Origin of the sequence: Pseudomonas sputi, from assembly GCF_021603585.1 — a bacterium.
GTDB classification, from domain to species: Bacteria; Pseudomonadota; Gammaproteobacteria; order Pseudomonadales; family Pseudomonadaceae; genus Aquipseudomonas; species Aquipseudomonas sputi.
The window spans coordinates 19,503-32,726 of record NZ_BQHI01000027.1; the positions used below are offsets into that span (position 1 = coordinate 19,503).

11 protein-coding genes and 1 pseudogene are annotated in these 13,224 nt (G+C 62.8%); 8 read left to right on the top strand and 4 right to left on the bottom strand.

What is annotated here, in order from left to right; translation table 11 throughout:
* The first annotated feature begins 12 nt into the window (after positions 1 to 12).
* The 7 genes and pseudogenes from L6D81_RS24915 (at position 13) to L6D81_RS24945 (ending at position 7,765) form a co-directional block, all read left to right on the top strand.
* Complete coding sequence (locus L6D81_RS24915) at positions 13 to 1,014, top strand: polysaccharide deacetylase family protein (RefSeq protein ID WP_236182323.1); 1,002 nt, start codon at positions 13 to 15, stop codon at positions 1,012 to 1,014.
* Positions 1,011 to 2,330 (top strand): lipopolysaccharide biosynthesis protein, encoded by a 1,320-nt coding sequence (locus L6D81_RS24920; RefSeq protein ID WP_236182324.1) that lies wholly within the window; start codon positions 1,011 to 1,013, stop codon positions 2,328 to 2,330. Before L6D81_RS24915 ends, L6D81_RS24920 begins: the two co-directional genes overlap by 4 nt.
* Positions 2,327 to 4,246, top strand: a complete 1,920-nt coding sequence (locus tag L6D81_RS24925) for a hypothetical protein (protein ID WP_236182325.1) — start codon at positions 2,327 to 2,329, stop codon at positions 4,244 to 4,246. Before L6D81_RS24920 ends, L6D81_RS24925 begins: the two co-directional genes overlap by 4 nt.
* A gap of 68 nt (positions 4,247 to 4,314) precedes the next feature.
* A pseudogene (locus L6D81_RS24930) lies at positions 4,315 to 5,003 on the top strand (N-acetyltransferase family protein).
* 4 nt (positions 5,004 to 5,007) lie between these two features.
* On the top strand, positions 5,008 to 6,195 hold the full coding sequence (locus tag L6D81_RS24935) for a GNAT family N-acetyltransferase (protein ID WP_236182326.1): 1,188 nt from the start codon (positions 5,008 to 5,010) through the stop codon (positions 6,193 to 6,195).
* Positions 6,167 to 6,955, top strand: a complete 789-nt coding sequence (locus L6D81_RS24940) for a ChbG/HpnK family deacetylase (RefSeq protein ID WP_236182327.1) — start codon at positions 6,167 to 6,169, stop codon at positions 6,953 to 6,955. The genes L6D81_RS24935 and L6D81_RS24940 overlap by 29 nt, the downstream gene beginning before the upstream one ends.
* Positions 6,956 to 7,072: 117 nt before the next feature.
* On the top strand, positions 7,073 to 7,765 hold the full coding sequence (locus tag L6D81_RS24945) for a GNAT family N-acetyltransferase (RefSeq protein WP_236182328.1): 693 nt from the start codon (positions 7,073 to 7,075) through the stop codon (positions 7,763 to 7,765).
* A gap of 49 nt (positions 7,766 to 7,814) precedes the next feature.
* Here L6D81_RS24945 and L6D81_RS24950 read toward each other — a convergent pair whose 3' ends face one another.
* Positions 7,815 to 8,621: a class I SAM-dependent methyltransferase gene (locus L6D81_RS24950; protein WP_236182329.1), complete on the bottom strand. Its 807-nt coding sequence runs from the start codon at positions 8,619 to 8,621 to the stop codon at positions 7,815 to 7,817.
* A 163-nt stretch (positions 8,622 to 8,784) separates the two neighbouring features.
* Between L6D81_RS24950 and L6D81_RS24955 the strand changes: the two genes are divergently transcribed.
* Complete coding sequence (locus L6D81_RS24955) at positions 8,785 to 9,153, top strand: hypothetical protein (RefSeq protein WP_236182330.1); 369 nt, start codon at positions 8,785 to 8,787, stop codon at positions 9,151 to 9,153.
* On the opposite strand, the gene L6D81_RS24960 is transcribed toward L6D81_RS24955, so the two are convergent.
* The 3 genes from L6D81_RS24960 to L6D81_RS24970 all read right to left on the bottom strand — a co-directional run bounded on the left by L6D81_RS24960 (position 9,144) and on the right by L6D81_RS24970 (position 13,213).
* A complete protein-coding gene (locus tag L6D81_RS24960) occupies positions 9,144 to 10,574 on the bottom strand; it encodes a sigma-54-dependent transcriptional regulator (RefSeq protein WP_236182331.1) in 1,431 nt (476 codons plus the stop codon). The genes L6D81_RS24955 and L6D81_RS24960 overlap by 10 nt on opposite strands.
* Positions 10,543 to 12,036, bottom strand: coding sequence for a sensor histidine kinase (locus L6D81_RS24965; protein ID WP_236182332.1), 1,494 nt, complete (start codon positions 12,034 to 12,036; stop codon positions 10,543 to 10,545). Before L6D81_RS24965 ends, L6D81_RS24960 begins: the two co-directional genes overlap by 32 nt.
* Before the next feature lie 106 nt (positions 12,037 to 12,142).
* Positions 12,143 to 13,213, bottom strand: a complete 1,071-nt coding sequence (locus tag L6D81_RS24970) for an SCO family protein (protein WP_373874339.1) — start codon at positions 13,211 to 13,213, stop codon at positions 12,143 to 12,145.
* Positions 13,214 to 13,224: the final 11 nt, after the last annotated feature.

Genomic DNA, 13,224 nt, shown 5'->3' on the forward strand with positions numbered 1-13,224 from the left:
AGGGACAGAGCCATGGCGATCAAACAACTGATTAAACGCACCAGCGGCTGGCTCTATCTCAACTCGTCCGTGGGGCGACACCAGTTGCACGGCGCCGGTGTGATCCTGATGTTGCACCGGGTGCTGTCCAATGACCGCGCCGCCGACCTGCCGCACCGCAACGAACTGTGCGTCGGGCCCAAGGCCTTCGAGCATTTGCTGGTGTGGCTGCGCAAGCATTTCGATTGCGTGCCGCTGATGGAGATCCTGCAGCCCAACGCCTTGCGCAGCGAGCGTCCGCAGGTGGCGCTGACCTTCGACGACGGCTGGCGCGACAACGCCGCCAACGCCTTCGCGCTGCTGCAGAAACATCAGGTGCCGGCGAGCATTTTTCTCTCCACCGATTTCATCGGCAGCCGTCAGCGTTTCTGGTGGGAAAGCATCGGTGAAACCCTGTGGGGCAGCCATGGCGAAAAAGCCCGCACGCACTTGATCGAGTGTCTGCGTTCGGTGGGGCAGCCGTTGCCGGTGCTGTTGGACGACATTGATGTGGATCGTCGCAGTCTGACCTTGTTGCATTACCTGCAAAGCCTGAAGGCGCTCGACCCGATGATGCTCGAACACCTGACCGACGAATGTCCGCAGGAGTCATTGCCGCAAGCGCTGGACTGGCATCAAGTGCGGGCGATGGAAGCTTCGGGGCTGGTGCGTTTCGGCCCTCACGGCGCCAGTCACGCGATCCTCACGGGCCTGAACGATGTGCGTCTGAGCGAAGAAATCAGCCGCAGCCGCGATGCTCTTCAAAACGGCTGCAACCGGCCGCTGCCGGTGTATTGCTACCCCAACGGCGACAACGACGAGCGCGTGCGCGAACAGATCGCCAATCACGACTACCCCTTCGCGCTCGGCACCGGCACCGGCCTCTATCGCGGCACCGGCGATCCGCTGAATCTGCCGCGCTTCGGTGTCAGCCAGCGCACCGCACGCAACCCGCAACTGCTGTCGTGGCGGATCTATCGCGGGGCACGGCCATGAGTCGAGGCAATTACCTCAAGCACCTGGCGCTGAGCATGGGCACCAAACTGGCGATGATCGCCCTGCGCCTGCTGAGGAATGTGCTGCTGGCGCGGATCCTCGGGCCCAGCGAACGGGGCCTGTTCGCCCTGCTCAGCACCCTGCCGGATCTGATCAGCGCGGCCACCAGCGGCGGGTTGAATTCGGCGGTCGGTTATCAGGCCGCCAAGCAACGACCGATGGGCTTGTTGCTCGCGCAAGTGTTGGTGTTCGGCTGCTTGCTGGCGGGTCTGTTGACCTTGCTGGTGGTGGCGCTGGTGCGCGAATTCGGCAGCGAACTGGACGTGACCATGCAACTCGGTCTGCTGGCGTGGCTGTTGCTGCTGGCGGTGCCGTTGACCGTGCTCAAAAGCGGTCTGCTGACCTTGCACAATGCGTCCGGCGGCGTGGTCGCGTTCAATGCCTTGCGACTGGTGGAATCCCTGGCGCCGCTGCTGCTGTTTCTCGCCCTGTTCTGGATGTGGAAAGAAGCGGCGCTTGAAGCGGCGCTGATCAGTTGGCTGGCCGGCATCAGTCTGGTGGTGCTGGTCGGCTGGCTGTGGCTCAAACGCGCGCAGCCGTTGCAGCTGCAATGGGATCGCGCCAGCCAGTACGAATTGCTGCGTTTCAGTGCGCGCAGTCACCCGGATCTGCTGTTCCAGCAAGTGATCCTGCGTTCCGATTACCTGTTCATCGGTGCCCTGCTGGGCAGCACTGCCCTCGGGCATTACGCGATGGCCAGCGCCGCCGCCGAGTTGCTGCTGATCGTTCCGGAAGCGGTGACCACGCCGCTGATGAAGCGCCTGCTGCAGCAGGACGAAGGCATGGACAAGGTCACCCCGCTGGCCCTGCGCCTGACCGCCACGGTGATGCTCGGCGCCTGCCTGACCATGGCCGTGATCGGCGAATGGCTGATCGTCACCCTGTTCGGCGTCGCCTACCAGCCGGCGTATCCAGCGCTGCTGGCATTGCTGCCGGGGCTGCTGGGCCTGTGCTACGCGAGCATCCTGCGCCTGGATCTGATCGGCAAGAACCGCCCCGGCACGGTGTCGCTGCTGATGGGGCTTGGTGCGCTGCTCAACCTCGCGCTGAACCTGCTGCTGATTCCGGCCTACGGCATCGTCGGCGCCGCGGCGGCATCGTCGATTGCCTATCTGGCGGTGACCGTGGCGATGCTGGTGTTGTACTGCCGGTTGAGCGGCGTGGCGTTCTGGCAAACCCTGATCATTCTGCCCAGCGACCTCACGCCGATGTGGCTGATGTTGCAACGACGCTTCTTACAACGGAAATCGGCATGAAAGGCCTGTCCCTGCTGTTCGGTCTCGGCCTGTCGCTGGACGCCCTCGCGGCGTCGATGCGCTGGGGCGACATTCGCGACGGCAGCCTGTACCTGCAAGCCGATCATCCCGACACAGTGACCGTGCGCTGGGCGCCGGCGTGGCAGGCAGAGGCCAACGAAGAGCACATTTACCTGCTCGACGGCCGGGGGCGATTGCAGGGCGAGCGCTTCATCAAGGCCAGTGAAACCCGTGGCAGCCAGAGCTGGCCGTTGGCGCCGGGCGCCGCGAGTTATCAGCTGGAAATCCCCGGCTACAGCTTCCGCAGTTACCGGGTCGAACACGACGAAAACACCGTGGCGCTGTTCGCCCCGGCCAAAGTGCATTTCAGCGCGGAAACCCGTAACGGCGATGAACTGTATTTCAAGGTCGCCGCCGGTGAGCACGCGATATTGGCGGGCAAGTTTCACGGCGGGGTCAGCGCCCTGCAGGTGCAACGGGTCGGCGACGGCCAGCCACTGACATTGGCGCTCAAACCCTATCGCGCCTATTGGCAGTTCGATCAGGTGGCGTTGCCGGTCAGCAAACGCGAACAGGTCTGGCGCCTGCGTCTGCAAGGCAGCGGCAAAGCGGCGTTCTGGCTCGACGGCACGGCCAATCTGTTCGCGCAGAATCCGCAACAGCTCAAACCGCTGCGTGAAGACGACGGCCAGACGCACCTGACCCTGCACGACAAAGTCCTGGGGCGCACCCCGGATCTGGGCATCGCCCTGCCCTACGTGATGCCGCCGCCCGCCAGCCATCCGCTGCTCGACGTACTGAAACCGACGGCCGCCAGTTACTACAGTTTTGTCGACGTGACGGCGAGACAACCGCAGTTCGAAGATGCATTTCGCCAGGTTTATCAGGATCGCTTCGGCATTCGTCAGGACATCACCCTGCTCGCCGGCAGCCAGCGTCAGGCCGATCTGCGCGCCGACGTGCAAAGCAACAACGGCCTCGACGCCTGGCTCGCCGGCACCCGGGCGCTGGGCGGCAAAGGCACGCACTACATCGGGTTCGCCGACGAGCCCAACCTGAACTATTCGAGCTACGAGCAATACCGTTCGATCTTCACCAGCATGGCCCGGCAAGTGCGCAGCGATCCGGCCAATGCCAGGGCCGGCGTGCGCATCGCGATGCCGGCCAGTTCGCGGCTGGTCAATGGCCCCTTCGCCGACAATGCAGCCAGCAAGCGCGGCATCGACTGGGCCCGGCGCCTGCTCGGTGAATCCGCCGAACAGGTCGATGCGCTGGCCTGGCACGAATGGATGATTCGCGACCTGCTCGCCACCCGCGTATACCGCGACAGCGTGCGGCGGGCGGCGGAGCTGGTCGGCCTCGACGCCCGCGGCCAGCCGCGCAAGGCCTTGCTGCTGGATCAGACCAACCTGTCCAGCGGTTCAAGCCTGAGCCCCTACGATCAGGAAACCCATTTCACTTCACTGTGGTGGGCCTCGGTGGTGATCAACGCCTCCCAGGACGGTTTGCTGACCATGCTCAACTGGTTCCAGGCCGCCGATGAGCCGCAGTACCCCAAAGGCATGTTGCGAGTGCTGGGCGATGATCGCTTCGAGTTGAAGCCGGTGGGGCTGGCCCAGCAGTTCATCCAGCAGCACTGGTTGCACAACGTGTTGTGGCTGGAGAACGATGCGTTCGAAGTCGATGTGCTGGCGATGGCCGGCGACGATCAACGCGGACTGCTCGGTGTGAACAAAGGCACGCGTTTGCAGCATGTCGACCTGGCGGGCGCCAGATGCCCGATGAACAACGGCGCGCTGCGTTATTTCGGCGCCGACAACCGCAGCCGCGATGCGCCGTTTCGCTGTCAGGACGGCCGCGTGCGCTTCGAACTGCCGGGACAGACCCTGTTTGCCCTGCGCTGGAACGCCTCATGACCGCCCTGTTGATGTCCGGCCGCGCTGGCCTCTGGCCGCGCGATGACTCGTCATCAGGAGCCACGACCATGAATGTTCTGCAAAAACTCTGCGATCACATCAAACACAAAGGCCTGCGGGCCACCTTGGCCAAAGTGTGGAAGCACTACGTCTTTTCTCATCAGGAACTGCTGTGGATGGAGCGCGACCTGGTCAGTCCGGTGCCGCCCCACAGCCTCAAACCCTACCCGCCGCTGCGAGTGGTGAAGATCACCCCGGACAACGTCAGCGCCTTCGCCCGCCACTTCGGCGACCGCGTCGGCACCATGGCGGAGCTTGCCCGGGAACATCACACCGGGCACATGCACCTGGACGATCAGGCCATGCGGTGGCCTTCATCTGGGGCACCGCCCAAGACTATTTCGACCGGCACTACTACGGCTGCCTGTTCCCGGTGAAACCCGGCGAGTTCTTCGAATTCGGCGGCGAACTGACCCGCTCGTACTGGGGCACCGAACTGTCGGTGGACCTGCAACTGGAACTGTGGAACGCCATGGCCGCTCAGGGCTGCGACAAAGTCGTGGACGTCTGCGAATTTCACAACATCCCGGCGCTCAAGCTGCACCTGCGCATGGGCTATACCGAACAGGGCCGGATCATGAATGTGTATCAGCTGTTCGGTCGCTGGCGCTTCTACCGCGAAACCCGCTACAGCGGCTCGCGCCTGGATGCATTGCGCAAACCTTCCCGTCCACCTGTCACAGCCACGGTGACCTGAGCCTATGGCGCGATTCGAATGGCGCACTTCGTTGTGCGCACCTGACTTCCCGGCGGCGGCCTATGAAGCGCTGCGCCTGCGGGTGACGGACCACACGCCGTTCAACAGCCTCGACTGGCTGGGTGCGGCAGAGCAGGCGCTCGACGCGCACGAGCGGCTGCACGTATTGCTGGGTTGGGAAGCAGACGAATTGCGCCTGTGCCTGCCGCTGGTGGCGAGCCGTGAACGGTTTTTCGGCGTGCCGTTTCGGGTGGTGCATCACCTGGGTTATCCACTGGCCGATCGCCTGGCGTTGCTGTCACGGCTGGACGCCAAAGACATGCGCCAGGTCCTGCGGCTGATTCGTCAGCGAATGCCCCACGCCCTGTTGCAACTCAACGAAATCGCCGAGCCGCTGGGCGCCGAAAGCGTGCTCACCGAATGGATGGCCCGCAGCTCCACCGGCGAACGTCGCTTGAGTTGCCGGGTACCGGTGCACCTGATCAGCGACGCCGACCGCCAGGAAGTCTCGGGCGACCCGCGCTACAAACTGCGCCGGGCGCGCAAACGGATCGCCGCGTGCGCTGCCGAAGTCCGGCGGATCACGCCCGACGCGACCAGCATGGGCCCGTTGCTGCAGGTCATCAGCGAAGTCGAAGCGGTCAGTTGGAAAGGCGACGAAGGCGTCGGAATCTTTGCCAGCGACCGCAGCCGACGCTACATGGAAAACGCCTTCACTGCCCTCGCCGCGTCGGGCCGGGTGCGCGTGGTGATGCTGGAACTGGACGGGCGTTGCATCAGCTACCGGCTCGGCCTGCTCGAACAGGGTCGACTCTACGATTACAACCTCGCCTTCCTGCCGCAATACGCCGATCTGGGCAGCGGTCGGGTGTTGCTGGAGGAGTGGATTCGCTGGGGGCTGGACGACAACTGGCGCTGGATCGATGCCTCGCGGGTCAGCCTGGAAAACTCCAGCCATCAACTGCACGAACGCATGACCGGGCAACTGGAGCACTGGCGCTGGAGTTTCTATTCCTGGCGCCCGAGCGGACTGTTGCTGGGGCTCGGGCTGCGCGTCTGGCACCGGCTCAAGCCGGCGTTGCAACAATGGCGGGCGAAGCGTGCAACCGTAAAAGCGGCGGCCACCCCGACACCGGTAAAACACCTCACCAAGGAGGGCGAACATGCCACGCCAAGTCATAGTCAACGCTGACGATTTCGGCCTGAGCCCGAACGAAAACGCGGTGATCCTCAGTGCGTTCCAGGCCGGGGTCATCAGTTCCGCTACCGCCATGGCCAACATGCCGGCGTTCGAAGCGGCCTGCGCCATGGCCCGGTTGCCGCTGCTGGCAGGACGGATCGGTCTGCATTTCAACCTGACCTACGGCCGGCCCTTGAGCCGGGCCATTCTCGAGCGTCGCACCTTCTGCGACAGCCATGGCGTGTTCGACCTCAACCTGCCGCGCCACAGCCTGTGGCTGGGCCGCGAAGATCGCGAGGCGGTGCAGGAAGAATTGCAGGCGCAGTGGCAACGCTGTGTCGATCAGGGCATGCGTCCCAGCCACCTCGATTCGCATCAGCACGTGCACAACATCTGGCCGATCGGCGAGATCGTCGCGCGCTTCGCCGCCCATCAAGGGGTGCCCGTGCGCCTGGCGCGCAACCTGGGACAAAACCTCAGCCTGCCCAAACGTGTGTTCAAGGGGTTGCTCAACCGTCGGTTGCAGAGTCTGGCCGGTGTGACCGCGGATTACGTCTGCACGCCGGTCGATTTGCGCAACGCCCCGGCGCCGACCGACGGCGTGCTGGAAATCGTCGCCCATCCGAACCAGTTCGGGGCGGATTTCGGCGACGCCTATCTGCAACCCGAAGAGTCCCTGAGCCGCTTGCTAGAGCAGCGACTGACGGGCGTTCCACGGGTTTCCTATGCCGATCTGAACAAGGACTTTCTGCGGGGTGCCGAGGCACTCTGAACCGTTACATAACTTGCAATACTTTCAAAGCTGGCGCTTTGACATGAATTTGCCGGCTTGATCTATACCCACAAAAGCGTCATCCACAACACCCGGGCTCCGGCCTCGGAGGGCATCATGAGCGTCATTGAAAAGCTGCGTGAACGTATCAAGCAAAAAGGCCTGGGCCGCACCTTCGGCACGTTGTGGAAACGCTACGTGTTCTTCCATTGGGAACTGTTGTGGATGGAGCGCGACCTGGTCAGCCCGGTACCGCCGCACAAACTGCGCCCCTACGACGGCCTGCGCAAAGTCGACATCACCGCACAGAATGCCGGCGCGTTCGCCAAGCATTTCGGTGACCGGGTGCAGACCATGGCCGAGCTGGCCAACGAGGGGCACACCGGGCACATGTACCTGGACGCCGACGGCCATGCGGTGGCGTTTATCTGGGGCAGCATTCGCGACTACCACGACCGCCACTATTACGGCTGCACCTTCCCGGTCAAACCCGGCGAGTTCTTCGAGTTCGGCGGTGAAATGATCCGCGCCTACTTCGGCAGCAGCCTGTCGGTAGACGTGCAGGTCGCCCTCTGGGAAGCCATGGCCGCCCAGGGTTGCAACAAGGTGGTGGACGTCTGCGAAACCCACAACATCCCGGCGCTGAAACTGCACATCCGCATGGGCTATCACGAACAGGGCCGCGTCACCCACGTCTATTGCCTGTTCGGCAAATGGCGGTTCTTCCGCGAAACCCGCTACGCAGGCTCACGCCTGGATCCACTGCGCAAGCCGGGACGGCCGGTGGTGACGGCGGCTGCGCAGGCTTGAAACAACGAAGGCGGCCATTCGGCCGCCTTCGCAATGCTCCATTCGCGCCTCAGCGCTTCACCCCCACCCACGTAAAACACAGCGGCATCTGCGCCTCGCGGTTCTGGTACTGGTCATACACTTCTTCCCGGTTCGAGTGCGGGTATTCCTTGAAGTGCGTGATGTTCAGGCCGGCCTCGAGGGCGGCGGTGAAGAGCGCGCCGAGGGTGTGCGCGAACCAGTAAGACTTCGCCGCCGGCTGTTCGACCTTGCCGACGTAGACGATCGGCTCTTCCTGCACGAACGGTTCTTCGCGGAAATACGAGCTGGCAAGGCGAAACGGGTCCTCGGCCTCGGGGTCGACCATTTCCAGGAACGGGTGGGTTTCGTAGATCACCAGCCGTCCGCCCGGTTTGAGGGTCGAGGCGACATGGCGGAAAAATTCGCCGATGTCGGGCATCCAGTTGAGGACGCCGATGGTGATCAACGCAACGTCGAAACGGGCGCGCAGCGATTCAGGTAAATGATGGATATCGGCTTCGATGAACTCGGCCTTGTGCGGCGAACGCTTGTTCAGTTCGCGGGCCTGTTCGAGAAACGCGCCGGACTGATCGATACCGACCACGCTCCGTGCGCCGAGGGCGAACAGTGACAGGCTTTCGCGGCCGTTGTTGCACCCCATTTGCACGACGTCTTTGCCATCGACACCGACCTGCTCGAGCACGCCGCGCAGGGTGTCGTCGAGGCAGGAAAAATCGGCCTGCGTGACCTCGGTCAGCAAGGCCTGCCAGTCGGGCGAGTCCTGATGATGACGAGCGGAATCGTTCCACGCCTGACGATTGCTCTCAATGGCGTTTTTATTGTTTGGCACTTCCATGGCACACTCCGGGCGATGCTCACAATTGAGCGGCCCGAGTCTAGTCCAGCCTCGCGCAACAGGTTGTTGCGAACTTGTAAGCCGCCTGCGTCTGCACCAACGCCTGCACCGCGGGCAGCTATAGTTAATAGCCTTGGGGAAATCCGCTTCCACAGGTGCTGCCATGGGAATGTTCAATCGACTGCTGTTATCCGCCTGTCTGCTCGCCGCCACGCCGGTGCAGGCGCTGGACAGCAACTTCAACTATTACGGGTCGGACCAGCCTTTTGCCCACCCTGCTCCCCCGTCGCTGTCGGCCCAGCCGCCTCGGCCGTTCGATGACACGCCGCCGCAGGATTTCATCGTCATCCCGGATCGCCATGTGTTCCATGACTCGCAGCTGCCCACCGTAGCCGATGCGACGGTGCGGGTGTTTATCCGCACCTACGATGCCGAGCGCGGCATTTACGTCAACGACGAAGTGCTGGACCCGACGTGCGTGCTGGAATGCCTCGGCACGCCCAATCCACGCAGTAACGCGGTTTACCACTGACGCTTGTCCGGCCGCGCCAGGCCGAGCTTTTCGATGCGGTAGCGCAGCATGTCGCGGCTCAGGCCCAGCAGGCGCGCCGATTTGGTGACGTTCCAGTCGGTCTTGTCGAGCATCTTGCGCACCATGTCGCGCTCGACTTCCGGCAGGTTCATCGATTCGGTGTTGCTCGCCGGACGTGGTTCGAAATGCTGCACTTCGTGCTGATGCTGCGGCGGCAGGTCATCGCACAGGCTCATGCACACGTTCAGTTGATGCGCGGCGACGGTGTCGTTTGGCGCCAGCAGCACGGTCTGTTCAAGCATGTTGCGTAGCTCGCGCACGTTGCCCGGCCAGGTGTAACTGCGCAGCAGCTCTTCGGCCTGATCGCTGAAATGCAGGTTCGGTTTGCCGTAACGCTTGCCGTGACTGGCGAGGAAGTGACGGGCCAGCAGCAGGATGTCTTCGCCACGGGCGTACAGACGCGGCACCTTGATCGAGATGATCCGCAGCCGGAAAAACAGATCGCGGCGGAATTTGCCCTGCTGGACCATCTGTTCAAGGTTGCAATTGGTGGCGCTGATCACCCGCAGGTTGACCTTGCGCTCCTTCACCGAGCCGACCCGGCGAATGGTGCGGTCCTCCAGCAGTTTCAGCAGTTTGGCCTGGAGCACCAGATCCATTTCACCGATTTCATCGAGAAACAGCGTGCCGCCATCAGCGGCTTCCACCAGCCCGACCCGGCGATCCTTGGCATCGGTGAACGCGCCTTTCTCGTGACCGAACAGCTCCGACTCCACCAGGTTGGCCGGAATCGACGCGCAGTTGAACTCAATGAACGGGCCTTTGCTGTGCGCACCGTCGAAATGCAGCGCCCGGGCGACCAGTTCCTTGCCAGTCCCGGTTTCGCCCTCCACCAGCACCGGCGGCAGATCGCCGTTGGTCATGCGTCGCTCGGCTTCGAGCAACTGGCCGATGGTGTTTTTCAGGTGCAGCATCGGCGCCGATTCGCCGATCAGCGCCTGCACTCCGGATTTCTGCGCCTCGCGCTCCTGATAGAACGACAGCGTGCGCTCCATCCGTTCGGTGGCCAGGGCCTTGTCCAGCAGCAGTTTGAGTTCCGGCAGCGCGACCGGTTTGGTGACGTAATGAAAGGCGCCCTCCTTCATTGCCACCACTGCGTCTTCGACGTTGCCGTAGCCGGTCATCATGATCACTTTCAGTTCCGGCGCGCTGATGCGCAGCTTCTGGATCAGATCGTGACCACTCATGCCCGGCAGCGAGTTGTCGGTCAGGACGATGTCCGGCATGAAGCTTTCCAGTTGCCCCAGCGCGTCCTCGGCCGAGTGGCAGACCGTCACCTCGAAGTCTTTGCGCTCCAGGTAGGTCTGAATATTGTCGGCCAGCAGTTCGTCATCCTCGACCAGCAGAATGCTGTGTTCCATATTCCCCTCCCGATGCCACTCTAAAGTTGAGACTGACGCGGGTTCCTTCCTGCTCCCGGCTGGTCAGCACGACCGACCCCTGAAACCGCTCCATGATTCGCTTGACCAGCGCCAGGCCGACCCCGAGGCCGCCCTGCTTGGTGGTGAAAAACGGTTTGAAGACCAGTTGTTGCTGCTGCGCGCTCATGCCTTTGCCGGTGTCGCTCAGGGTCATGCGCACCTGGTCGGTCTGCGCTGTTTCAATCTCGACACTGAGTACGCCGCCCTTGGGCATTGCTTCCAGGGCGTTGGCAAACAGGCTATTGAGAATTTGCGTGAGCAGCACCTTTTGGCTGACGACCGGCGGGCAATCCTGGGGCGTGAATCGCACTTCAACGCCATTGCGCCGGATCAGCGCATCAAACGCCCCGAGGGTATCCTCGACCGCCGCGAGCAGTTCCACCGCCTCGCCGTCATCACTCATCGGGCGCAACGACACCAGCAGTTCGCGAACCCAGCGCGACATGCGATCGACCTGGCTGATGATGTCGCCGATGTTGCGCTGCGCGCCGGGGCTGGCGATTTCCTGAGCCAGTTCGGCGCTGGAACGAATGGTCGCCAGCGGATTGCGCAGGCTGTGGGCCACCGCCGAGGACATCTCGCCCAGGGCGACAAAGGTTTCGTTGCTGATCAACTGCTGTTGCTGGCTCTGCAGCAGGCTCGAGGCGCGCCGTACGATCCAGAACAACCCCAGGTAAATCGCCGCGCCGCCAAGGATGGTCGCGGCCCAGATCGAGGCGAATCCACGGTCGATGCGGTCCACCAGATCCGCCGGTTCCTTGTAGATCTCGACCATGGCGACCACTTTGCTTTTGTCGGCGTTGAACATCGGGATGTAGTTTTCGATGAACAGGTATTTCGGTTCACGGGACAGCCGCTGCTCGGGTTTCTCATCGTCGATCTTGTGATAGCTGGAAGACACCGGGACTTTCATTTTGAACGACTCGTCCAGTTCATCGTCATCTTCGATCTTGACGTTGATCAGCTCGGGGTTGGTCGACCAGATGATCGTGCGGTCCAGCGCATACACCGTGGCCAGCAATACGTCGGGCAAGTGTTCGACATGATCAAGAAACTCGGCGCGGGCCGCAGCATGGGCCAGCGCGTCGACATCGGGGTAGTTCTGATCCTGGCGCGGGTCGAGCATCTCGCCCATGGTGCGTTGCGGCGTGATGTTGGCGTGGCGCATTTCCGCATCGCCGATGGCCTGCACGAATTGCGCGGTGAGCAAGGCATCGCGCTCCACACTTTCGGTCACCACAAAGCGCGTGGAGATGTAGCCCAGCCCCAGCGCCACGGCCGCGATGATGAAAAAACTGGCCAGCGAAAACCAGCGCAGCAGATTGAACTGCCCGCCCCAGCTCTTGATGGCCGCCAGCGCGAGGTTCGGTGCCGATGTTTTCTGTTCTTCCAGTCGGTGCATGGCAGTGCCCTGGTGTTTTTTTTGTATCGCGTCGGTCAGCGCCGCCTTACGAGTGAGTGTAGGTGGCAATGACCGTGACACACGGTTCAATGATGCTATTTAGCCGCTACCGCATACGACTCACCGTTTCGCTCGCAGATGCCGGTTTTACTGGCGTCAACGCCCCGTCAGCCAAGGGCTGCACCGACGGATGCTGACGCTCGGTTTCGGCACTCAGAAAGTCGATGATCGACTGTGCCGAGGCCTCGTCCAGACGCAGATTGGGCATCGGGATGCGCTCGTATTGCTCATAGAGTTGCAGCGCGATCGGGTCTTTCTCCGCCAGCACGCGGTCCGGTTCGCGGATCCAGCGACTGAGCCAGGCCGGGTCACGCTGGCGGGTCACGCCGATCAGGTCCGGGCCGATGTTGCGCATGCCAATGCCTTCGCCATCCTGCGGGCCAAGGCTGTGGCACGAGGCGCAGCGGGTGCGGAACAGTTCTTCGCCGTTGCTCGGCGGACGGATCTGCGGGGCGTCGGCGTAACTCTCTGCGGTGCTGGCCTGTTTCCAGTTCTGCAACGTATTGGCGAGCTGGTCAGCGAGGATCCACGGGTTCTCGAACGGCGAGGTTTTCATCCAGCGCCCGGTGCTCTGGTTACCGACGATCAGGCTCAGGTTGTGATCCTTGGTGCGGCCATTGTCGACGCCTTCGATGAACAGCCCGAGCTTCTTGCGCAGCTCGGTGACATCTTCGAACTCGCCGGTGAGGAACTTCCAGCCAGGGCCGACCCTGAAGCGTTGCGAATAGGCCTTGAGCACTGCGGGGGTGTCGCTCAACGGGTCGAGGGTGATCGAGTAAAAGAAGATGTCTTTTCCGACCCGGTCCCCCAGCAGTTTCTGCACCTGGCGCAGACGCGCGGTCTCCAGTGGGCAGGAGTCGCTGCACGACGTGAAGATGAAGTTGATCACCACCACCTTGTCTTTGATCAGGTCATCGAAAAACCGCACCTGCCGACCGTCCTGGTCGGTCAGCAGGGTATTGGGGAAATAGTCGCCACCCCACGGGGTGGCGGATTCGCTGGCACCGTCGGACTGCGCCTGATGGGCGATGAGCACCTGACTGCCGAGCAGGCAGGTGACCAGCACCAGAATCAGATGCATGCCCAGGGCGCGGGAGCGCGGCGTTGGCTGGGTCATGTCGGCTCCCT